General features: G+C 71.1%; 17 protein-coding genes. 7 read left to right on the top strand and 10 right to left on the bottom strand.

Annotation, left to right across the window (positions count from 1 at the left end):
• Window positions 1–238 precede the first annotated feature (238 nt).
• Window positions 239–1,090, top strand: coding sequence for a siderophore-interacting protein (locus WA640_RS25690; protein ID WP_335991698.1), 852 nt, complete (start codon window positions 239–241; stop codon window positions 1,088–1,090).
• Between the two features lie 86 nt (window positions 1,091–1,176).
• On the opposite strand, the gene WA640_RS25695 is transcribed toward WA640_RS25690, so the two are convergent.
• The 4 genes from WA640_RS25695 to WA640_RS25710 all read right to left on the bottom strand — a co-directional run bounded on the left by WA640_RS25695 (window position 1,177) and on the right by WA640_RS25710 (window position 5,817).
• Complete coding sequence (locus WA640_RS25695; protein ID WP_335991699.1) at window positions 1,177–2,286, bottom strand: LCP family protein; 1,110 nt, start codon at window positions 2,284–2,286, stop codon at window positions 1,177–1,179.
• A gap of 68 nt (window positions 2,287–2,354) precedes the next feature.
• On the bottom strand, window positions 2,355–3,470 hold the full coding sequence (locus WA640_RS25700) for an LCP family protein (RefSeq protein WP_335991701.1): 1,116 nt from the start codon (window positions 3,468–3,470) through the stop codon (window positions 2,355–2,357).
• Window positions 3,471–3,551: 81 nt separating this feature from the next.
• On the bottom strand, window positions 3,552–4,691 hold the full coding sequence (locus tag WA640_RS25705) for an LCP family protein (protein ID WP_106364223.1): 1,140 nt from the start codon (window positions 4,689–4,691) through the stop codon (window positions 3,552–3,554).
• 178 nt (window positions 4,692–4,869) lie between these two features.
• Complete coding sequence (locus WA640_RS25710; RefSeq protein ID WP_335991704.1) at window positions 4,870–5,817, bottom strand: hypothetical protein; 948 nt, start codon at window positions 5,815–5,817, stop codon at window positions 4,870–4,872.
• Window positions 5,818–5,979: 162 nt separating this feature from the next.
• Here WA640_RS25710 and WA640_RS25715 point away from each other — a divergent pair, with 162 nt between their 5' ends.
• Window positions 5,980–7,548 (top strand): GGDEF domain-containing protein, encoded by a 1,569-nt coding sequence (locus tag WA640_RS25715; protein ID WP_335991705.1) that lies wholly within the window; start codon window positions 5,980–5,982, stop codon window positions 7,546–7,548.
• Here WA640_RS25715 and WA640_RS25720 read toward each other — a convergent pair.
• Both WA640_RS25720 and WA640_RS25725 read right to left on the bottom strand, forming a co-directional pair.
• Window positions 7,530–8,447 (bottom strand): endo alpha-1,4 polygalactosaminidase, encoded by a 918-nt coding sequence (locus WA640_RS25720; protein ID WP_335991706.1) that lies wholly within the window; start codon window positions 8,445–8,447, stop codon window positions 7,530–7,532. The two genes, WA640_RS25715 and WA640_RS25720, sit on opposite strands and share 19 nt — an antisense overlap.
• Window positions 8,448–8,585: 138 nt before the next feature.
• The gene (locus WA640_RS25725; RefSeq protein ID WP_335991707.1) at window positions 8,586–9,410 is read right to left on the bottom strand and encodes a P1 family peptidase; all 825 of its coding nucleotides are present in this window, start codon (window positions 9,408–9,410) and stop codon (window positions 8,586–8,588) included.
• A 326-nt stretch (window positions 9,411–9,736) separates the two neighbouring features.
• On the opposite strand from WA640_RS25725, the gene WA640_RS25730 reads away from it, so the two are divergent.
• A complete protein-coding gene (locus tag WA640_RS25730) occupies window positions 9,737–9,955 on the top strand; it encodes a hypothetical protein (protein ID WP_106364218.1) in 219 nt (72 codons plus the stop codon).
• Window positions 9,956–10,256: 301 nt separating this feature from the next.
• Here the strand turns inward: WA640_RS25730 and WA640_RS25735 are convergent, their stop codons facing one another.
• Together WA640_RS25735 and glyA are read right to left on the bottom strand one after the other, a co-directional pair.
• The gene (locus WA640_RS25735) at window positions 10,257–11,834 is read right to left on the bottom strand and encodes an LPXTG cell wall anchor domain-containing protein (protein ID WP_335991708.1); all 1,578 of its coding nucleotides are present in this window, start codon (window positions 11,832–11,834) and stop codon (window positions 10,257–10,259) included.
• A 173-nt stretch (window positions 11,835–12,007) separates the two neighbouring features.
• The gene (gene glyA, locus WA640_RS25740; RefSeq protein ID WP_335991710.1) at window positions 12,008–13,282 is read right to left on the bottom strand and encodes a serine hydroxymethyltransferase; all 1,275 of its coding nucleotides are present in this window, start codon (window positions 13,280–13,282) and stop codon (window positions 12,008–12,010) included.
• A 190-nt stretch (window positions 13,283–13,472) separates the two neighbouring features.
• Here glyA and WA640_RS25745 point away from each other — a divergent pair, with 190 nt between their 5' ends.
• Window positions 13,473–14,753 carry a DMT family transporter gene (locus WA640_RS25745; RefSeq protein WP_335991711.1) on the top strand — a complete coding sequence of 427 codons (1,281 nt, stop codon included), beginning with the start codon at window positions 13,473–13,475 and terminating at the stop codon, window positions 14,751–14,753.
• Window positions 14,754–14,867: 114 nt separating this feature from the next.
• Here the strand turns inward: WA640_RS25745 and WA640_RS25750 are convergent, their stop codons facing one another.
• Window positions 14,868–16,364, bottom strand: a complete 1,497-nt coding sequence (locus WA640_RS25750; protein WP_335991712.1) for a glutamate--cysteine ligase — start codon at window positions 16,362–16,364, stop codon at window positions 14,868–14,870.
• Between the two features lie 248 nt (window positions 16,365–16,612).
• Between WA640_RS25750 and WA640_RS25755 the strand changes: the two genes are divergently transcribed.
• Window positions 16,613–17,317: a CDP-alcohol phosphatidyltransferase family protein gene (locus WA640_RS25755; RefSeq protein WP_335991714.1), complete on the top strand. Its 705-nt coding sequence runs from the start codon at window positions 16,613–16,615 to the stop codon at window positions 17,315–17,317.
• Window positions 17,318–17,358: 41 nt separating this feature from the next.
• Here the strand turns inward: WA640_RS25755 and WA640_RS25760 are convergent, their stop codons facing one another.
• Window positions 17,359–18,519 carry a glycosyltransferase gene (locus tag WA640_RS25760; protein ID WP_335991716.1) on the bottom strand — a complete coding sequence of 387 codons (1,161 nt, stop codon included), beginning with the start codon at window positions 18,517–18,519 and terminating at the stop codon, window positions 17,359–17,361.
• 186 nt (window positions 18,520–18,705) lie between these two features.
• On the opposite strand from WA640_RS25760, the gene WA640_RS25765 reads away from it, so the two are divergent.
• A complete protein-coding gene (locus WA640_RS25765) occupies window positions 18,706–20,277 on the top strand; it encodes a sugar transferase (RefSeq protein ID WP_106364209.1) in 1,572 nt (523 codons plus the stop codon).
• Between the two features lie 82 nt (window positions 20,278–20,359).
• Window positions 20,360–21,328, top strand: a complete 969-nt coding sequence (locus tag WA640_RS25770) for a UDP-glucuronic acid decarboxylase family protein (RefSeq protein ID WP_335991718.1) — start codon at window positions 20,360–20,362, stop codon at window positions 21,326–21,328.
• Window positions 21,329–21,397 lie beyond the last annotated feature (69 nt).

Here is a 21,397-nt window from a genome sequence, read left to right on the forward strand (position 1 = left end):
GTTGTGGATAACTTTTGTCTGTGCTGGTGGCGGGGGTTTTGGGGTGGATGTGCCTACTAATGGCTTCTGGTCGGGGAGATTGGGGCGGGCGCGGCGGGCATGCGGGTGGGGCGGCGGGGTACAACTGATGGGGTGAGGGTTAGGTTCGCCTAACCATGCTTCTCCAGGCGGGGCCGGTGTTGCGGCTCGGGGGTCCTGCCGCATGGAGTCGTTGAGCCGCTTGACCGAAGGAGCCCGAATGGCTGAACGTCGTGAGCGCAGGAGCCCCATCCTCAGGACCGCCGAAGTGGTGCGGACCGAGCGGGTCACGCCGCACATGATCCGCGTGGTCCTCGGCGGCGAGGGCCTCGCGGACTTCCAGTGCGGCGACTTCACCGACCACTACCTGAAACTCCAGTTCCCGATCGAGGGCGTCGACTACCCCGAGCCCTTCGACCTCGCCAAGGTCCGCGAGGAGCTCCCGCCCGAGCAGTGGCCCGTCACCCGCACGTACACCGTGCGCCGCTGGGACCCCGCCGTCCGCGAGCTGTGGATCGACTTCGTCTACCACGGCGACGAGGGCGTCGCCGGCCCCTGGGCCGCCAACGCCCGCCCCGGCTCGCTCCTGCGCTTCGCCGGACCCGGCGGCGCCTACGCGCCCGCCCCCACCGCCGACTGGCACCTCCTCGCCGGAGACGCCAGCGCCCTCCCCGCGATCGCCGCCGCCGTCGAGAGCCTCGCGCCCGGGGCGCGGGCCCACGTGTTCCTCGAAGTCGACGGGCCCGACGAGGAGCAGCAGCTCAAGTCCGTCGGGGACGTGACCGTGACCTGGCTCCACCGCGGCTCGGAAACCCTGGGGCGCAAGCTGGTCGACGCGGTCCGCGGGTTCGAGTTCCCGGCCGGGGACGTGCACGCGTTCGTCCACGGCGAGGCCGGGTTCGTCCGCGAGATCCGCCGCTACCTGCGGTTCGAGCGGGAGCTGCCGCGCGAGCGGATGTCGGTCTCGGGGTACTGGCGCGCCGGGCACGACGAGGACGGCTGGCGGTCGTCGAAGCGGGAGTGGAACGCCGTCGACGAGGCTGACGAGGCCAAAGCCGCCAGCCGAGACTAGGCGCCCCGGCCGGAGCGGCGCCGGAGCGATCCCGCATCGGAGCCGCAGCGCGCCGGAGTCCCTCAAGCGCTCAGTCCCTCAGCCGCTCAGTCGGTTCCCTCGGATTCCGTCTCGGTTCCCGCGTCCGTGTAGCTGTCGGGGTTCGCCGCGTCGCTCTTGACCCATTCGGGATTCGCGGCCATCCACGCGTCGAGAGTGTCGTCCTGGAGCGCCTGCCACAGGGACGCCGCCGCCTCCGCTTCAACCCCTTCGTGGATGACTTCGACGTCCCCCAGTTCGGTGCCCTGCTCGGAGCTGGCCGGGACGCGGATCGTCGTCATGGTGCTCGGGTCGATGTTCCGCAGGTTCACCGCGAGGTCGGTGACCGTGACACCCTCGGGGAGGTCGAGGGTCACCTTGTCGCCGAAGCCTTCGAGGAGTTCGGTGAGCTTCGCGGGGTCCTGGAGGAAGCCCTGCTCCTTCGCGCGCTCCAGCAGCGACTTGATGGCCTGCTGCTGGAAGTTCTGCCGCGCGTAGTCGCCGTAGAGGTTCAGGTCGTAGTCGATCGTGTCGTAGAACTGGTATCGCTGGCGCACCAGGTCGAGGGCCGCCTCCTTGTCGTAGTCGTGGCAGCCCTCCTCGAAGACGCGGTCGGTGTGGTGGGACTGGAAGGTCTTCCACGTGCAGATCTCGACGGTGCCGACCAGGTCGACCATGTCGACGAACCCGTTGAAGTCCGCGGTGGCGCCCATGTGGAACTCGACGCCGGTGAGGTCGTGGACCGTCTGGACGACGTTGGCGCGCGTGACGTCCCAGTCGTCGGAGATCGACGCGGCGTGGTTGAGCTTGTTCTGGCACGGGTTGTCGCCCCAGTCGGGGCCGCAGTCGGGGATGTCGACGAGGAGGTCGCGCGGGAGGGACACCATGGTGGCCTGGGTGAGGTCGCCGTTGATGTGGACGATGATCATGGTGTCGGAGCGGGTGGAGCCGCCCTGCTTGTCGGTGCCGAGGACGAGGATGTTGAGGGGCCCCTCGATGTTCTCCACGTCCATCTCGGCGCGGTTGTCGCCGAGGATGTCCTCGTGCTCGATGGTGTTGTTCGCCCGGTCCAGCGCGTACTGCGCGACCCCGGCGGTCGCGCCGGCGACGACCATCGTCAAGCCGCCCGCGTACATCAGGAAATGGGCCCACCAGGGCGCGCCGCTCTTGCCGGCCATGCGTCTCCAAGCGTCGTCGGGAAGTGCTCCGACTCTAGAGACGCCGCGGGCGCGCCCCGGCGTTGCCCTCAGTCGGTGGTCGACTCGGAGGCGCCGTCGCCCGTGGGCTCGTCGGTCGCCGGGCCGGTGTTGCTCCCGGTCTGCTTGACCCATTCGGGGTACTGGGCGATCCACTCGGTCATGGTGTCGTTCTGGAGGGCCTCCCAGAGCGCGTCGGCGGCGATCTGCTGCTCGCCTTCGGCGATGACCTCGGAGGAGCCGACCTCGGTCTCCTGGGACGTCGCGGGGACGCGGATGGAGGTGATGTCCTCGGGGTTGAGGTCGCGGAGGTTGAGGGCGAGGTCGATCGTGGAGAGCCCGTCGGGCATGTCCATCGTCAGCTTGCCTTCGAGGCCGTCGAGGACCTGCGTGAGGCGGGTCGGGTCGGAGGCGTAGCCGTCGGCCTTGAGCTCCTTGATGAGCGACTTGATGGCCTGCTGCTGCATGGCCTGGCGGCCGTAGTCGCCCCACAGGCCAGACTCGTAGTCCTCGGGGTCGTCCCAGGGGTAGCGCTGGCGGATGAGGTCGAGCGCTTCCTCTTTGTTGTAATAGTTGCAGCCCTCGGGGAAGACGCGCTTGTCGCCGTGGATGGACTGGATCTCGTGCCAGGGGCACAGCTCGATCTCCTCGACGAGGTCGACGAGGTCCATGAAGCCGTTGAAGTCGACGGTGGCGCCCATGTGGAACTCGACGCCGGTGAGGTCGTAGATGGTCTGCACGACGTTGGCGCGCGTGACGTCCCAGTCGTCGGAGATCGACGCGGCGTGGTTGAGCTTCTGCTGGCAGGGGTTGTTGCCCCAGTCGGGGCCGCAGTCGGGGATGCTGACGTAGAGGTCGCGGGGGAGCGACACCATGGAGACCTCGGTGAGCTCCTTGTTGACGTGCACCATGATCATGGTGTCGGAGCGGGTGGACCCGCCCTGCTTGTCGACGCCGAGGACGAGGATGTTCAGCGGTCCCTCGATGTTCTCGACGTCCATCTCGGCGCGGTTGTCGCCGAGGATGTCCTCGGACTCGATGGTGTTGTTCGCGGTGTGGAGGGCGTACTGGGCGATCCCCGCGGTGGCCCCGGCGACGACCATGGTCACGCCGCCGGCGTACATCATCAGGTGGGCCCACCAGGGTGCGCCGCTCTTCACTGCCATGCTTCTCCCAGGGTCTGGACGGCATCGACCGAATTGTTCACGCTTGGTGGGTAACGCCCCCCGGTCGCGCCCCGCCCCAGGCTAATCGGCGGTCTCGGTGGCCCCGTCGGTAGGGGGTGCCGACGTGGTGCCGCCGGTCACGGTCGAGCAGTCGGGCGCGGAGTCGCCGGAGAGCCAGTCGGGGTTCTCGCAGGCCCACTGCTCGATGGTGTCGTTCTTGATGGCGTCCCACAGGGCGTCGGAGGCGGTCTCCTCGTCGGTGCCCTCGTGGATGAGGACGTACGACGTGCCGTTGATGGAGCCTTCGGAGGACGGCGTGCCGACCGAGAGGATCTCGTTGGGGTCGATGTCGCGCATCTGCGTGATCATGTCGACGAGGTTGTACCCGCCGACGTCGACGGTGAGCGCGTCGCCGAAGGAGTTCAGCAGCTCCACGGCCTTCGCGGGGTTCGTCGCGTACCCCTGCTCCTTGGCCCGCTCCAGGATCTTCTTGATGGCCTGCTGCTGCATCTTCTGGCGCCCGAAGTCGCCCCAGGTGCCGTTGGCGTAGTCCTCGTCGGAGTCCCAGCCGTACCGCTGGCGCACCAGGTCGAGGGCGTCCTTCTTGTCGTACTCGGCGCAGCCCTCGGGGAACGTCTTGTCGGTGTGGATCGAGGTGATCTCGTGCCAGGGGCACAGCTCGATCGTGCCGAGCTCGTCGACCATCTCCAGGAAGCCCTCGAAGTTCGCGATGGCGCCGCCGTTGAACTCGATGCCCGTGAGGTGGGTGATGGTCTCGGCGGTGTTCTGGAACGACTCGCCCCAGTCCTCGGAGTACGCGAACGCCTCGGTCAGCTTCGTCTCGTCGGCGGGGACGCCCGAGGGGATCTCCACGAGCAGGTCGCGCGGCAGGGAGATCATCGACACCTGCGTGAGGTCCTCGTTGAGGTGCACGATGATGTCGGCGTCGGTGCGGGCCTCGCCGCCCGCGTCCACGCGCTCGTCGGTGCCGAGGACGAGGAAGTTCAGCGGCCCCTTGATCGGCTCGCCCTCTTCCACGTCGATGCCCTGGTCGCCCAGGAGGTCCTGCTGGTTCACCGAGTTGTTGACGAGGTTGAGGCTCACCTGCGCGGCGATGGCGCCGCCGCCGGCGACGACCATGACCATCGAGCCGGTGATGACCATCGCCTTCGCCCACCAAGGCGAGGTCGCCTTCGCAGCGTGCTTGATCGGGTCGCCCATTGCCTCTCCCGGGAACTACAAGTGGGGTGTCGCGGCGCAGCCGGGGGAGGCTGGCCCGCTCTGCGGGGAACACGCGTGGTCCGCAAGCAGGGTTGCGTTCACCGAACAGTAGTTCATGTTCATCCGGTAACCGCCTCGTGCACTCCCCCGACGGGCCTTGCGACCGGTCGAAACGGGACTACAGGAGCGAATACAGTATGACGCCTGCCACAGCGGCCGCGAGCGCGAACACGATTCCGAGCTTCATTCCGCTCCATGGGCGGTCCGCGACCACCCGGCCGGTCTCCCCGTGGACCGCGACCATCCGCCGCCGCCCCCGGTGCGGGTACGACGCCAGCCACACCGGCAGCAGCACGAGCCGGTACCCCAGCCCCGCGTACGCGGTCTCGATGACCGGCACGTGCTGCGCGTCCCCGCCGACCAGGGCCCGCACCTCCCGCTCGATCGCGGCGGCCATGCGCGCCTTCGCCAGCTCCAGGCCCACCTCCGGCTCCAGGTCGTACCGCTGCACCCACCGGCCTTCGAGCAGGCCCGGGTCGAACGCCGTCGCGTCCGCGAGCGTCCAGTCCCGCGCCAGGTCCTCCAGCATCCGCGCGTCCACGCGCACCGTCGCCGGGACCGACACGTCGGAGAACGCCCGGTCCACGGTGCCCGCCGCCGGGCTCCACCGCACGCCCCGCACCCGCGAGCCCCGCGGCGCGCCCGCCCGGCCCGCCTGCGACCACTGGTAGTCCCCGCGCGCCGCCCGGTACCGCGAGCGCGTCCACGCCCCCCACACCCAGTGCGGCAGGTACGCCGCCCGGAACGACGGCGACTCGTCGACCCGCCGGAACGCCCGCGGCGCCAGCCACCGCCGCCCGGCCCGCTCCCGCAGGAGCCGCCGCGCCGTCGCCCGCTCGATCCTGAACGGCACCACCGCGTCGGGGACGGTGATCCGCTCCGGCGTGTCGTCCGCGTAGCTCGCTTTCGCCTTGGGCGGCAACGCCGCCCAGTCGGGGTCGACGAGCCGCTTGGCCGCGGGCCGCCCGTGCAGGGACGTCCCGCAGGCGTCGCAGGCCAGCACCGTCGCCCCCGGCGCCACCGCGAGGGGCGCACCGCAGGACGTGCACGGACACGCAGGGAGCAAAGCCCACCATCCTTCCATTTCGGGCACTGCCCCAATGCTAGGTCCCCGTCCGCCCCGCCGGACGGAAATGCTTCGCGCCCATGACCATCCGATATCCCGCAGTGCGCCCCCTGCGACCTGCGGCACTGGATATATCCGCGCGGCGGTGGCAGGATAGTACGCGTGACGCCACGGAGGGAGCTCACGTCAGCGCGTGATTATGCCGACCAGTACCGGCGTCTGCGCGGACTCGTCCGGTCCGGCCAGGTAGCCGAGGCCGTCAGCGAGGCGACCTGGATCGTCTACAACTCCGAGACCGCCCAGCAGCGCGCCCAGGCGTGGCTGTTCATCCTCCAGGGCCAGATCTCCCAGCGCGCCATCGACAAGATCCCCGGCACCATCGACCAGGCCGGCACCGCCGTCGCCCGCTGCCGCGACCCCCGCCTCGACGGGAAGTACCACGCGCTCGCGGCCTGGTACTACCACCACCACATCAAGTCCCTGGACTTCACCGCGCAGCGCCTCGTGCTCTCCTCGCGCGCGCTGCGGTCGATGACCGAGGCGAGCCAGGCCGCCGTCGACGCCTGGTACGACCTGGCGGTGATCCTCTCCAACTGCGGGTACCAGCAGCAGGCGGCGGGCTCGCTCGACCAGTGCCACATGCTCGCCGAGCGCGCCGGGGTCACCAGGTCCTCTGTGGAGGGCGTGGAGATCCGGGTGCGGGACGCCCTGCTGCGCTACTACACCGGCGACCCGCGCGCCTGCACGGGCCTGCTGCGGCAGGAGCTGCGGCGCGTCAAGCCGAACCTGCACGACCTCGACACGCGGGAGCTGGAGTGGGTGCACTACGCGCTCGCGCGGCTCTCGCTGCTCGGCTTCAGCGAGCAGTGGTCGGTGGAGCACCTGCTGCCGGAGGAGACCTCGTCGGTGGAGGCGATGGACCTGCGGACGATGGCGCGCGCGTCGCGGCTCATCGCGCAGGCGCGGGGCCTGGAGGCCCTGGAGGTCCTGGAGGCGCGCGACATCGGCGACGAGACCCTCGGCGTCATGGAGCCCCAGCACCTGCGGTCCCTCGCGCTGGTGGCGAAGGGCGACCACGCGGCGTCGATCCTCGCCGCGCACGCCACGACGTACGCACTGTACAAGCAGATCAACGAGTTCCACACGATCTACCTCGCGTCGGCGGCGGCCCTCGTCGACCACGACCAGCTGCGGCGCGCGGCCGCGGGCTGGGCCGACCGGGCGAACACCGACGAGCTGACGGGCCTGCCGAACCGGCGGCGCCTCGACGCGTTCCTCTCGGACGTCGACGGCGACGGCATGATCGCCGTCCTCGACCTCGACGGGTTCAAAGCGGTGAACGACACCCACGGCCACCAGGCCGGGGACGCGATCCTCCAGCGGCTCGCGGCGCTCCTGTCGAGCGTCGTGCGGTCCGGGGACCTGTTGGCGCGCACCGGCGGCGACGAGTTCATCATGGTCCTGCCGGGCGCCTCGGAGTACGACGCCGACGCGGTCTCCCAGCGCATCCGCGTCGCCGTGGCGGCCGAGAACTGGGAGTACTCGGTGCCGGGCACGCCCGTCGACGTGTCGATCGGGTGGGCGCGCCTCGCGGCGGGAGGCAACCCCGCCCAGACCCTGTGGGCCGCCGACCAGGCGATGTACCAGATGAAGCGGTCCCGCAAGGGCGGCCTTTTAACTCCCGACGAGGACCCGGAGGACTTCGGCGAGGTCTACTGGCACGGTTCGTAGACCGTGTCGAGGTCGACTCCGGCGACGGCGCCCCAGAAGCCTTCTTCGGCGTAGTGGGCGCAGGCCGCGGCCTTGTTGGCCGGGTCGGCGGCGTAGTCGACGGCGAGGATGAGCTTTCCGGCGTCGTGGATGGCGCGGGTGTTCGCGAGGTTCTCGGCGCACCACTCCTCGTCGCACGGGGTGTCGGCGTTGAGGAACCACAGCTCTTCGATGCCGATGCCGTCGATGGCGTCGAGGTAGCCGTCCTGGTCGACGAGCTCGGGGGAGTTCTGCGGGAGGATCGCGAGGCCGTCGGCGGTGTAGTCGTCGGCGGCGATGACGAGGTCGGCCATCTTGCGGGCGAGCGTGTCGCGGGTCTCGCCGGGGACGAGGGCGAGGTCGATCTCCTCGTAGGCGTTCTGCACGTCGAGGTAGACCCCGTCGAACCCGGCCGCGGCGGCCTGGTCGAGGCGCGGCTCCATGACCAGGTCCCACCAGTCCTGCTCCCAGTACTTGACGAAGTACTCGTCGGGCCAGTCGCCCCACTGGTTGAGGACGAGACCGGAGTCCGCGGCCGCGACGGCGTCGTACTCGGGGCGGTAGGTCTCGATGGAGCCCATGGAGAAGTACGCGTAGACGGTCTTCCCGGCCTCGTGGAGGGCGTCGATCTCCTCCGCGGTCCAGTAGCCCTCGCCGCCGTCGCGCGCGAGGTCGACGACCGCGGTGGTCTGGGGTGCGGCGGCGACGGCGTCGAGCGTGCCGTCCTCGTAGCCGGAGAGCTGGTAGAGCCAGCTGCCCGCGGCGGCCTCCGTGTCGGCGCCGTCCTCGGGGAGCGGCTGGCCGAGCGGGTCGGCGTCGGCACCGGTGCATCCGGCCAGGAGGAGGAGTGGGGCCGCGATGGCGGCGCCGATGCGTCTCATGGCCCGGAGCCTAACGCGGTCCGTCTACATTGCGAGTTTTGGTCGCCTCTGCGGTGATGTCGGAGGCCGCGCGTAGCGTTGAAAACGGGGGGTCCCCAGGGTGTCCGGTTTGCGGAGAACCGCCGTGGCGCTCCCGGTTCAGGCACCCGCGCTGATCGCTTCGGCGACCGCCTCGACCGCGAGGGCCCGCACGACGTCGACGTCCGCCGGGACCGCGCCGGTGGCGGCGGCGATGAACGCGTCGCCGTCCATGCGGGTGTGGACCGGGCTGACCGCCTTCGCGAGGCCGTCGTGGGCGCCCTGTGACACGAGCGCGCACGCCACCTTGTCGAGCCGCGCGTTCGTGACGACCGCGCCGATCGTGGTGTTGCGCCCGAAGCTCCCCGACGCGAAGCCCTCCGGCCGCAGCAGCCCGCGGTCGAGCGGGCCCGGTTCGCCGAACGCGTTCACGGCCACGAGCGCGGCGACGACGACGGGCCCGGCGGCGACGGTCGCCGTGCGCAGCCCCGACGGGAGCGTGACCCCGCGCCACTGGCCGACGGTGGCGCCGCGCCCGGCGCCGATCGGGCCGTCGAGCGCGGGCTCGAACGGCGCCATCGCCGCGTCGCACGCCTCGTACCCCTGGGCGGGGCCGGGCACGGTCCCGGTGCCGTCGAGGTCGTAGAGGCCGAGCGTGGGCACGATCGGGACGGTGCCGCCGGGGGTCGGGACGCCGCGGCCGCGCTCGGCGAGCCACTGCATGACGCCGTCGGCGGCGGCCAGCCCGAACGCGGAGCCGCCGGTGAGCAGGACCGCGTCGATCCCGGCGTTCGTGCGGAGGGGGTCGAGGAGCTCGATCTCGCGGCTGGCGGGGGCGCCCCCGCGGACCTCGCCCGAGGCGAGCACCGCCCGCTCGAACAGCAGCACCGTGCAGCCGGTGTGCTCGCCGGTCCAGTGCCCGACGCGAACTCCCAAGTCCCGCATCCGGACAGCGTACCTTCAGCGGGCTCCGAAACGCCCGCGAAATAAGATAACCGAACGGTAACTAAGTGCTTTGTGGACAGTGTCCTGGACTACATGTGACCCACGCGAAATCCCTGGATTTCCCTGGACGAAGGCGCTTACCATTGATTCCAGAGGCACGGAGACGCGGAGCCGGAACGGCGAACCCGAACCGCTTCCGCCAGCGGCCTCCCGAAGCGGTCCAAGGCGATCGCGACGGTTCCCCGCCGTCGACAATGGCGTCATCGACGAGCGGTCCCCCTTCAGAAGATCCACGATCCGGCGCACCCCGCCGGGAAGGAATCACAATGTACGAGTTCGTAGGTGCTTACCTCGCAGTCGACGCCGCCAACACCGTTGCCACCTCGGCCCTGCCGAACGCGCCGGTCGTTGACGACGGACGGGCCGACAAGCCGTATGTCTTCGGCGTCACCCGCCCCGAGAAGGTCCGCCTCTCGACCGCCGGCGCCCTGCGCCGCGTGGCCGACCGCGTCGAGGGCCGCGCCCTCGCCGGCCTGGCCCGCTAGGTCCCGGAGGCGAGCGCGCCCACAAGGCGCCGCGCCCGACTGCACAACTCAACCCACCGAACGCGACGCGCCGGCCTGCGGGCCCGGCGCGTTTCGTCCGCCCGGACACGGGAGCGGGCCCCGGCCGATGGCCGGGGCCCGCGTCCTCACCTAAGCGGGATTGCACGGCGTCTTGCGAGGGCCTGTCTATGCAGGTGAACGCCGCCTCGCGAGGACCAGGAGCACCGCACCGGCCGCGAGGAGATTTGCGAAACGAGCGCCCGTCCGGCCGGACGGGCGCTCTTCCTGGTTTCCTTCGGGCCTACTCGGCCGGGTCTTCCGCGGACTCCTCGGCCGTGTCATCGCCCCTGCGGCGCCGGGAGACGGCGAACAGCACGATCCCGATCACGAGTGCGGCGGCCGCCCCGGCGAGGATCCACGTCAGGGACGAGCCGGTCTTCGGGAGCTGCCCCGAGCCCGCGCCGTTCAGCGTCAGGTCCGCGCTGTTGTTGCCCTCGTCGGCGTCGAGGCGGCCCGGGTAGTCGTGGTCGCCGAACGCGACGACCTGCACGGACCCGTCGGCGCCCGCGCCCGGGCCGGTCGCCTTCACGGTGAGCTCGAACGCGAGGTCGCTCTCGGGGCCGAGGGACTGGAAGATGCAGACGACGTCCGCGCCGTCCAGGTCGGCGGCAGGCATCGTGTCGAGGAAGAGGGGGTTGTCCGCGGCGTCGTCCTCGCAGTACGACCACTCGCCGACCGCGGCGGCCCCGACCGGCTCGACTCCGGCGGGCAGGTCCACGATGAGCGCGTACGAGCCGGGGCCGTCGAACACCGGAGGGGCGGCGGCCGTGCCGAGGTTCCGGACGGTGACGGTGGTCGTGACCTCGCCGCTCTCGATGGTCCCGTCGGCGACGGCCAGGTCGTAGTAGTGCCTGGCGGTGGCGATGTCGATGTACCCGGCTGGGGAGTCGAGGAACTCCGACTCGGGGTCGGCGACCGGTTCGATGCCGAACAGGTCCGCGGCGCCTTCGTCCCAGAAGACGCCGCCGAACCGCTCGTCGAGCAGGTCCTGGTTGATCGCCTCGACGGAGAAGGAGCAGCCGCACAGGGTCATCGGGCCCGGGGCGGCGGCGTCCACGTCGATGCCGACCGGGTCGCTGAACGTGAACGCCCTGCCTGCCTCGTCGGGGAAGTCGGTGACCACGCAGTGGACCGCCGGGTACTCCTCGGCGACGCAGTTGTCGAAGTCCGCGGCCGGCCGCGTCAGGCCGTTCGAGAGGTAGTCGGAGCCGCTGACGGTGACCACGACGGCGGCCGTGTCCGCGGGCAGCGGTCCGCTCTGGAGGAACTCGGGGCTCACCTGGACGGCGGAGCCGGGCTCGACCGGGTCGAAGGCGATGTTGCTGTGCCAGTAGGAGCGTTCGCCGCCGGGGGCGGCGACGCCCATCGTCTCGTCCACGACCTGGACGGTCTCGCCGTCGACGGCGATCGTGATCGTGTACGGGTGGGAGCCGGGGTCGGCGCCGGTCTCGGCCGCGTACCAGTAGGAGAAGTCGACGGTGCGGCCCGCGTCCTCGGCCTCGCAGTGGAGGAGAGCGGTGGTCGCGTCGGGGCCGCAGCCGCCGTACGACGGGTCGTTGTCGGCCCAGTAGTAGACGCCGGTGTCGGGCGCGAGGCTGAACACGGCGGTGACGTCGTGCTCGCCTTCGGCGAAGTCGTCGCCGAACACGATGGTGAGCGAGCCCGCGTGCTCCGAGTCGTCGGCGGTGATCAGGTGGTCGCTCGGGTGGACCACGTCGACCGGGGCGGGGGCCTGCGCGTACGCCGGGAGGGCGAACAGGCCCGCGCCGATGACGGCGGCCCCGGCCGCCGCGGCCAGGCGATTGAAGGGTGCGTTCATGACTGGGTTTCCTCGGGAGCTCGTCGGCCCCCGGCGGTCGGTCACGCTGAGGGGCTCTTTGGCTACTAGACGCCGCGGCGGCCCCGAATGATGCAGCCGAGGTGAACTTTTCCCCCGGGACGCGCGAAGGGCGCCCGTCCGGCCGGACGGGCGCCCCTGGTTCGCTTGAGCCGCTAGGCCTTCCAGCCCGGAATGGGGAACGCCTTCGTGTGCTCGCGGATCTCACCCGCGACCACGTCGAGCTCGGCCTCCTTGCCGTCCTTCGCGGCGGCGACGGCCCGGTCGATCCAGCCCGCGATGAGGTCCATGTCGCCCTCGGTCATGCCGCGGGTCGTCACCGAAGCGGTGCCGATGCGCAGGCCCGACGGGTCGAAGGGCTTGCGCTGGTCGAACGGGACCGAGTTGAAGTTCAGCTCGATGCCGGCCGCGTCCAGGGCCTTCGCCGCGGGCTTGCCCGGGATGTCCTTGCTGGTGAGGTCGACGAGGATCAGGTGGTTGTCGGTGCCGCCCGAGACCAGGTCGAAGCCGCGCGCGGTCAGGCCCGCGGCGAGCGCCTTCGCGTTCTTCACGATCTGCGCCGCGTAGTCCTTGAACGAGTCCTTCGCGGCCTCGCGCAGCGCCACCGCGATGGCCGCGGTGGTGTGGTTGTGCGGCCCGCCCTGGAGGCCAGGGAAGACGGCCTTGTCGATCGCCTTCGCATGCTCCTCGTTCGCGAGGATCATCGCGCCGCGCGGGCCGCGGAGCGTCTTGTGGGTCGTGGTCGTCACGACGTCGGCGAGCCCGACCGGGGTCGGGTGCGCGCCGCCCGCGACGAGCCCGGCGATGTGCGCGATGTCGGCCATGAGGACCGCGCCGACCTCGTCGGCGATGGCCTTGAAGCCCGCGAAGTCGACGGTGCGGGGGATCGCGGTGCCGCCGCAGATGATCATCTTCGGCTGCTCGCGGCGGGCGATCTCGGCGACCTCGTCGAGGTCGATGCGACCGGTGTCGCGGCGGACCCCGTAGGAGACCGCGTCGAACCACTTGCCGGTGGCCGAGACCTTCGCGCCGTGGGTCAGGTGCCCGCCCGCGGGCAGGCCCATGCCCAGGACCTTGTCGCCCGGGTTCAGGAACGCCATGTACACGGCCAGGTTCGCCGGGCTCCCGGAGTAGGGCTGGACGTTCGCGTGGTCGGCCCCGAAGAGGGCCTTCGCCCGGTCGATGGCGAGCTGCTCGACCTGGTCGATGAGCTGCTGGCCCTCGTAGTAGCGCTTCCCGGCGTACCCCTCGGAGTACTTGTTGGTCAGGATCGAGCCCGTCGCCTCCATGACCGCCTGGGACACGTAGTTCTCGGACGCGATGAGGCGGATCTTCTCGGACTCGCGGCGGCCCTCGGCCTCGATGAGCCGCTCGATCTCGGGGTCGGCGGCCGCGAGGTTCGCGGTGAGGGCCTCGTAGGCGTCGGACATGCAATGCTCCTCGCTGATCGGCATGATCTCGCACGGCGACCGGGCAGGTGGCCTTGACGGTCCGAGCATAGCCGCATCCCCGCCCGCCGGGCCCGCCCGTTTCCCCTCGTGTGAGACGCCGCGACCGGTCTCACGCTCACCGGATCGGCCGTTCGAGACTCCATTGCGTACACGCAGTAGCGTGCGACGTATGTCACCTAGATCCGCCGCGAAGACCGTCGGCGCCGGATTCGCGGTCGCGGCCCTCGCCGCGCTCGCGCAGCTCGGCCTGGCCTACGGCTTCGGGCTCCTCTCCTGGGCCGACGCGGCCCCCGGTGCCGCCGACCCCGTCCTCGACTACCGCTGGAACGCCAACCTCGCGTGGGTCGCCTGGTTCGCGGCGGCCTCCTGCGTCGTCGGCGGCCTCGCCTCCGGCGCGATCGGCTCCCGCGCCTCCGCGCACGCCACCCCCGGCACCCGCTTCGCCGCGGTCCTCGCGTCCGCGGCCGGGGCGTTCGCCGTCGGCCCGCTCGTCGCCCTCTCCGCCGAGCAGGGCGCCGTCTCCGACGGCTTCCCCACCGACCCGCTCATCGCCGCCGGGCTCGGCGCCGCCGTCGGGTTCGCCCTCGCCCTCATCGGCCTCTCCTCCCGCTCGGTCGCCGTGAACGTCGGCGCCTCGGCGGCCCTCGTGTGGGTCCTCGCGATCCTCGCGGTGTTCGTGGACGTCGGCGAGCGCGTCTCGCCCGTCACCGAGCTCGGCGTGTGGGGCTCGTGGGCCGCCTCGGACACGTTCCTGGGCACCCGCGGGTTCTCCATCGCGATCCCGTTCGTGACGGGCTCGCTCGTCATCGGCGCGGTCGTCGCCGCGTTCGCGCGCCGCAGCCACATCTCCTCCTCCGGGTACCGCATCGCCGCGGCCTCCGGCATCGCCGGGCCCCTCATCGTCACCGTCGCGCACCTGGTCGCGGGGCCCTCGCGGCTCGACAACGCCGAGTCCCTCGCGGTCATGCTCGTCGGCCCCTACGCGGCCATCGCCGGGCTCCTCGGCTCCCTCATCGTGTGCGCGCTCCCCAAGGCGGGCGGGCAGATCGACGACCGGCCGGAGCAGCGGACCGAGGCGCCGCGCACCGACGGGCTCACCGAGTCCGTCCCCGGCTGGACCGTCCCCGTCCCCGCCTCCTCGTACGACGACGCGAACGACGGCACCACCGCCGACCTCGCCGCCGCGCCCGTCAAGCCCAAGCGCCCCACCCGCCGCGAGAAGCAGGCCGCGAAGGACTCCGAGCGCGCCGCGAAGCAGGAGGCCGCCAAGCGCGCCGAATGGGAGCCGCAGGCCGGCGACGAGACCCCCAACCCCGACGTCGACTGGGTGCAGGAGCTCAAGGCCGTCGACATGGAGGAGGAGGCCAAGGAGGCCCCCAAGCCCCGCCGCGCCAAGAAGACCACCGCGCGCACCCGCCGCAAGATCGACTCCGGCGACGCCGAATCCTAAGCGCCGCAACGCAAAGCGGCCGGGCCCTGTCGGGCCCGGCCGCTCACGTGTTCAGACCTTTCCCATTCGCGGACGGGCCCGGCTCATCCCCGCGGGTGCGGGGCTCGCGGAGGTTCAGACCTCCCACTCGTGGACCGGCCGCCCGTCCGCGGACCGCGCCGCGTAGTCGAGGACCATGGCCCGCAGCGCGTCCCGCCGTTCGAGGCGCTGCCGGTGCTCGGCGACCTGCACGCGCGCGACCTGCCAGGTCGCGCCGTTCACGCCGCGGCGGCACCGCGACTCGATCACCCCGAGGTACCGGTCCGCGTCCCGCCCGCTCACGCCCAGCGCCGACAGGCCCTCCGCGGCCTTCGGCAGCAGCTCGTCGACCACCAGGCGCCGCACCGGGACCAGGCCCAGGCCCGGCCACCACTGGTCCGCGTTGATGCCGTGCCGCGCCGCCGACCGGAAGTTCGCCGCCGCCTGCGCGAAGTCCATCCGCTCGCTCAACGGGACCTCCGCGTCCGCGAAGTGCACCGCCAGGCCGTAGAACAGCGCCATGTTCGCGCAGATGTCCACCGCCGTCGGCCCCGCCGCGACCACCCGGTTCTCCACGCGCACATGGGGCCTGCCCCGGAACACGTCGTACACCGGGCGGTTCCAGCGGTACACCGTCCCGTTGTGGTACCGCAGCTCCTGGAGGCTCGGGACCCCGCCGCCGGACACGACCGCCGCGGGGTCCTCCTCGTCGCACAGCGGTAAAAGGGGCGAGAAGTGCCGGTAGTTCTCGTCGAACAGGTCGAGCACGCCGCCGATCCACCGCTCCCCGAACCACGCCCGCGGCTTCGCGCCCGCCGCCCGCTGGTTCGCCCGCCGCGTGTCGGTGCCCTGCTCGAACAGGATCACCCGCGTCTCGGCCCACAGCTGCCGCCCGAACAGGTACGGCGAGTTCGCGGCCGTCGCCACCTGCACGCCCGCGAACGCCTGCGCCGCGTTCCAGTACCGCGCGAAGTCCTCCGGCGCGACCTGCAAGTGGAACTGCACCGACGTGTTCGCCGACTCCGGCGCGATCGACGAGGACGTGAAGTCCACCGACTCCGCGCCCCGGATGTCGATCCGCAGGTCCTCCCCGCGCTGCGACATGATCTCCTCGTTGAGGATCCGGTACCGGCGCGCGGTCGACAGCGCGTCGACGCCCATGTGGTCGGTCGCCAGCGTCGGCATCGTCCCGATCGGGCAGATCTGCACCCCGGCCTTCCCGGCCGCCTCCCGCACCTCCGCGAGCACCGCCGCCAGATCGCTCTCGTACCAGGACAGCCCGGCCCCGTCGAGCAGCCGCGGCGGCAGGTTCAGCTCGATGTTGAACGCCCCCAGCTCGTGCTGCGCGCCGTACAGGGCGTCCTCCTCGCCCGACGTGTGCAGGTGCTCCAGCACCGCGTCGTTCGCGAACGCCGGGTCGCCGTCGGGCTCAACGAGGTCCAGCTCCAGTTCGAGACCCGTCATCGGCCTGCCCCGGTCCAGGCGCTCCTCGGCCAGCAACTGCGCGAGGGCCGCTCGTCCCGCCTGGAGTCTCGCCGAATATGCCGGGTGATCCCAGTGCTTCAAGGCAGAGCCGGTCACCTCGTCGCCCATATGTTCCTCCCCAGGAATCGAACGTCCATCAACTCTAGGACGCTTGGTCATGCGCTGGCTACCAAAGGAGAAGTTGTTTCGTCCCAAATGGTGTAGGTCGCGCTCATATTAGGGAGTCGCCCGCCGCGGCGGTGTCGGGATCTTGACACAACCGGGTTCCCTCCGGCGACGCTCCGTCGCCGTGCAGGTCGGATGCGTTGCGACCGAGGCCACCCGGTCCTGCGGGTCCTTCCCGATAGGATCGCCGCGTGACCGATCAGCGCCCGTCCCGCAGGCCCGCCGAGTTCTTCGCCGCCAACCGCGGCGGCGGCCTCGTGACCCTGCACCTCGACCAGCGCGGCGGCGCGCTCTTCGCTTACGCCGCATGGCGGACCGGCCTGCGGCCGACCCACCTGACGCTCCTCAACCTGGTGCTCGGCCTCGCCGTCAGCGCCGCCGTGATCGCCTACATCCCGGCCGCGGAGGACGGCGCGCCGTGGTGGCCCGTGGCCTTCGGCGCGCTGGTCCTGTGGCACGCCGCGTACATGCTCGACTGCGCCGACGGCCAGCTCGCCCGCGTCACCGGCACCGGATCGGACGCGGGCGCGCGCGTCGACATCCTCTGCGACGTCGCGATCCAGGCCTCGGTCGTCGCCGTCGTCGTCGCCGTCGCGGACGCCTACGCCCCTTGGGTTCCCGCGTGGTGCGGGGCGGCGTTCGCGGCCCTGTGGATGACGAACCTCGTCACCGCCGTGATGGCCAAAGAGGACTCGTCGGTGTCGATGGTGACGAGCACGAACATCGTCGTGCGGCTCGTGAAGCTCGTGCGCGACTACGGGTTCGTCGTCGCCGTCATCGCCGTCGCGCTCGCGTGGCCGGAGTCGATGGCCGCCGTGATGCTGTTCTTCGGGGCCGTCAACGGCCTGTTCCTCCTGGCGAGCATCGCCACGAGCGCGCGGGCCACCCTCCGCTGAATCCTATAGGATATAGGATATATCCTATGTGGTCTCGGCCCTTACCCCTCGGCGAGCAGCTCCTCGTAGATCTCGACGAGCCGCCGCAGCGTCACCTCCGGCGCGAACACCGACTCGTAGCGGGCGCGCGCGTTCGCCGCGTACGCCGGGTCCTTCGCGACCTCGTTGATCGCCGCGGCGAGCGCCGCGGGCTCCGGCGCGGCCACGACCCCCGCGGGCGCGGGCGTGCCCTCCCCGGCGATGAACGGCGCCCCGCCCATGCTCGTGACGACCACGGCGCGCCCCGCGGCCAGGGCCTCGATCCCGGAGGTCGGCAGGATGTCCTGCCAGATCGACGGCACGATCACCGCTGCCGAGGAGGCGACGGCGGCGTCGCGCGCGACGGGGTCGAGCTGGCCGAGGTAGTGGATCTCAGGGTTCGCGGCGGCCGCGTCCTCGACGATGCCGCGCAGCGGCCCGTCCCCGGCGATCCGCAGCGGCACCGCCGGCTTCGCGATCCTCCACGCGTCGAGCAGCAGTTCCACGCCCTTCTCGGGGACGAGGCGGGCGCCGAACAGGAAGCCCTCGCCGAGCGGCGCGACCCCGGGGTCGGCGACCGCGTTCGGCTTCACGCGGATGCGCTCGGGCGCGATGCCGATGCCCTCCAGGTACCCGGCCATGGCGTCGGTGAGGGCGATGAACCGGTCCACGGTCCTCCAGGTGCCCTGGTGGACGCCGAGGGCGACAGCCATCACGGCGCTCTGCGGGCGCGAGCCCCGGTAGCAGGCGTGCTGCACGCCGGGCGCGTTCCAGCGCTTCCCGTGGCAGTCGCGGCAGTCGTGGCCGTCCCTGAAGTAGAGCCCGTTCATGCAGTCGTGCCGGTAGTTGTGAATGGTCTGCACCACTTTGACCCCGTGGCTGTGAGCGGTCCTGACCACGGACGGCGACAGCAGCGGGTACGGGTTGTGCAGGTGGAGGAGGTCCGGTTTCTCGCGTTCGAGGAGCGCGGCGAGCTGGCGCTGCGTCCCGGCGGCGTGGATCGGCGACGCCGCCAGGAGCGCTTTCCTATGCGCAGGAAGGGAACCGATCTCGTCGGAGGAGCGCAGGAACGGGATCACCGCTACTCCCGCCTCGCGCAGCGCGCCGATCTCGTAGTCCACGATGACGTTCTCGCCGGAGGGCTGGGCCGAGGAGTACCGGTTGTGCGCGATGACGATCTTCACGGGCATCCTTCACGGACGGGGTGGCGGGAACGGCTTTCAGCTCGGCCGAAGATACCGCAGGAGCCGAATAGGTGTAGGTTGTCGGGTACCGTGTCGGCGGGCCGCCCGGTGATCAGGAGACGCAGCGTCGATCTCCGCCCGCGGACACTCACCTCCACCGTAAGCTGACGACCGCAGGGATGTGCAGTGGCTACGAGCCTGGAACGTCCAGCAAACAATATCCAGGGAAGCGGCAGTGTTCCGTACGGACGGACGGGGACCCAGGTGGCCGGTACGCGCGTAGGCGGCGACCCGCAGCTCGTCACCAACGGCGCCACCCGCCGCACCTGGCGGCGCCTCGTCCGCGCCTCGAACTGGCACCGCTACTACCAGGGCGCCCTCGTCGGCGCCGACCTGCTCGCCGCCCTCCTCGCCACCGTCATCGCCGTCAACCTCACCCACTCCCCGAGCGCCGGGTTCGACACCGACGACCAGCTCCACTTCTTCTACCTCACGGTCTGGCTGATCCTGCCCCTCGCCTGGCTGCTCGCCCTGTGGGGCACCGGCTCCTACGACCGCCGCTACTTCGGCATGGGCAACGAGGAGTTCAAGCGCGTCATCCGCGCCTCCATGTTCATGCTGGCGCTCGTCTCGTTCGCGGCCCTCACCTTCAAGGCCGACGTGTCCCGCGTCGCGGTCGCCGTCATCCTCCTCGCCGCCGCCGCGCTCGTCATCGGCTTCCGCTACGGCGCCCGGTACGGCCTGCACAAGCTGCGCCTCGCGGGCAAGGGCGTCCAGCGGGTCCTGCTCATCGGCGCCTACCCCGAGGCGCTGGAGGTGTACCGGACGGTCCGCCGCGCGCCCGCCGCGGGCCTGGTCCCCGTGGGCATATACGTCACCGAGGGCGCCTCCTCGGTCCGCAACCTCGACACCCCGGTCCCGGTCTTCGCCGGGACCGACGTCGTCACCTGCGCCGAGCGCCTCGAAGCCGACACGCTCGCCGTCTGCGGCTCGGCCTCCGCCGACGCCGCCGACCTGCGCCGCCTCGCCTGGCAGCTCGAAGGCACCGGCCGCGACCTCGTCGTCGCCCCCGCCCTCACCGACATCGCGGGCCCCCGCGTCCACATCCGCCCCGTCGAGGGCCTGCCGCTCCTGCACGTCGAGGAGCCGAAGATCTCCGGGATCGGCTGGCTCATCAAGAACATCCTCGACATCTCCTCCTCGGTGTTCGGGCTCATCCTCCTCTCGCCCCTGTTCCTGGCCGTCGCGATCGCGATCAAGACCGACAGCCCCGGTCCGGTGTTCTTCCGCCAGAACCGCGTCGGCCGCGACGGCGAGACGTTCTCGTGCTGGAAGTTCCGCACCATGTACATCGACGCCGAGGAGCGCCAGGCCGCGCTCATGATGCACAACGAGACCGACGGCCTGCTGTTCAAGATGAAGGACGACCCGCGCATCACCAAGGTCGGCAAATGGCTGCGCCGCACCTCGATCGACGAGTTCCCGCAGCTCATCAACGTCGTCCGCGGCGAGATGAGCCTCGTGGGCCCCCGGCCGCTCCCCGCCGAGAACGGCGACTTCCTCGGCGACGTGCGCCGCCGCCTCCTCGTGCGCCCCGGCATCACCGGCCTGTGGCAGGTCTCGGGCCGCTCCGACCTGTCCTGGGACGACGCGGTCCGCCTCGACCTCTACTACGTCGACAACTGGTCCCTCACGACCGACCTCCAGATCCTGTTCCGCACCGTCGCCGTAGTATTGCGACGAAAGGGCGCGTACTGACGGGCACACGGGCGTGCGTTGAGCGAATGCACAGCCTGCGCCCAGGTGAACGCCAGGCCAACCCTGATAATCTGGGATCTTGATGACTACTTACGGAACCGGCAGCCGCATCCTCGTCACCGGCGGCGCGGGCCTGGTGGGCAGCCACCTGGTCGACGCGCTCCTGGCGAAGGGCTGCGACGTGACCGCTGTCGACAACTTCGTGACCGGCTCGAAGGCCAACCTCCAGCCCCACGAGCGCCTCACCGTCGTCGAGGCCGACGTCACCGAGGGCCTCCCCGTCGGCGACGAGCCCTTCGACGCCGTCCTCCACTTCGCGTGCCCGGCCAGCCCGGTCGACTTCGCGACCCTCCCCGTGGAGATCCTCCGCGTCGACTCCGTCGGCACGCTGCACGCGCTCGACCGCGCGCTCGCCGACGGCGCCCGCTTCCTCATGGCCTCCACCTCCGAGGTGTACGGCGACCCGCTCGTCCACCCGCAGCCGGAGTCCTACTGGGGCAACGTGAACCCCATCGGGGTGCGCTCCTGCTACGACGAGGCCAAGCGCTTCTCGGAGGCCGCCGTCGCGGCCTACCACCGCCACAAGGGCCTCGACGCCGCGATCGTGCGGATCTTCAACACGTACGGCCCGCGCATGCGCCCCGACGACGGCCGCGTCGTCCCCAGCTTCATCTCGCAGGCCCTCGCCGGGGAGCCCCTGACCATCCACGGCGACGGCTCCCAGACCCGCTCGCTGTGCTACGTCGACGACCTCGTCGCCGGCCTCGTGCTGCTCCTGGAGTCCGGCGAGTACGGGCCCGTGAACCTCGGCACGGAGTACGAGCTCACCGTCCGCGAGATGGCCGAAGTGATCCTGCGGCTCACCGGCTCGTCCTCGGCCATCGAGTACACCGACCGGCCCTCCGACGACCCCGAGCGCCGCCGCCCCGACCTCACCAAGGCCCGCGAGCTGCTCGGCTACGAGCCGCAGGTCCACTATGAGGCCGGTCTCAAGACCACCATCGACGACTTCGTCGCGAGGCGCGCTGCGGGGAAGCTCACCGCCGCCTGAGCGTTCTCTGAATATTCCGCCCCGCGTGCGCGATCCGGTGCGCGGGCGGACACCACGTAAGCTGGCACC

Origin of the sequence: Glycomyces sp. MUSA5-2 (assembly GCF_037034145.1) — a bacterium.
GTDB lineage: Bacteria > Actinomycetota > Actinomycetes > Mycobacteriales > Micromonosporaceae > Glycomyces > Glycomyces artemisiae.

Bases quoted from the DNA above. Each gene is read 5' to 3' on its own strand.
- WA640_RS25725 (WP_335991707.1), bottom strand. From the start codon at position 9,410: ATGCGGGACTTGGGAGTTCGCGTCGGGCACTGGACCGGCGAGCACACC.
- glyA (WP_335991710.1), bottom strand. From the start codon at position 13,282: ATGTCCGACGCCTACGAGGCCCTCACCGCGAACCTCGCGGCCGCCGAC.
- WA640_RS25705 (WP_106364223.1), bottom strand. From the start codon at position 4,691: ATGGGCGACCCGATCAAGCACGCTGCGAAGGCGACCTCGCCTTGGTGG.
- WA640_RS25735 (WP_335991708.1), bottom strand. From the start codon at position 11,834: ATGAACGCACCCTTCAATCGCCTGGCCGCGGCGGCCGGGGCCGCCGTC.
- WA640_RS25700 (WP_335991701.1), bottom strand. From the start codon at position 3,470: ATGGCAGTGAAGAGCGGCGCACCCTGGTGGGCCCACCTGATGATGTAC.
- WA640_RS25720 (WP_335991706.1), bottom strand. From the start codon at position 8,447: ATGAGACGCATCGGCGCCGCCATCGCGGCCCCACTCCTCCTCCTGGCC.
- WA640_RS25690 (WP_335991698.1), top strand. From the start codon at position 239: ATGGCTGAACGTCGTGAGCGCAGGAGCCCCATCCTCAGGACCGCCGAA.
- WA640_RS25695 (WP_335991699.1), bottom strand. From the start codon at position 2,286: ATGGCCGGCAAGAGCGGCGCGCCCTGGTGGGCCCATTTCCTGATGTAC.
- WA640_RS25745 (WP_335991711.1), top strand. From the start codon at position 13,473: ATGTCACCTAGATCCGCCGCGAAGACCGTCGGCGCCGGATTCGCGGTC.
- WA640_RS25750 (WP_335991712.1), bottom strand. From the start codon at position 16,364: ATGGGCGACGAGGTGACCGGCTCTGCCTTGAAGCACTGGGATCACCCG.
- WA640_RS25730 (WP_106364218.1), top strand. From the start codon at position 9,737: ATGTACGAGTTCGTAGGTGCTTACCTCGCAGTCGACGCCGCCAACACC.
- WA640_RS25770 (WP_335991718.1), top strand. From the start codon at position 20,360: ATGACTACTTACGGAACCGGCAGCCGCATCCTCGTCACCGGCGGCGCG.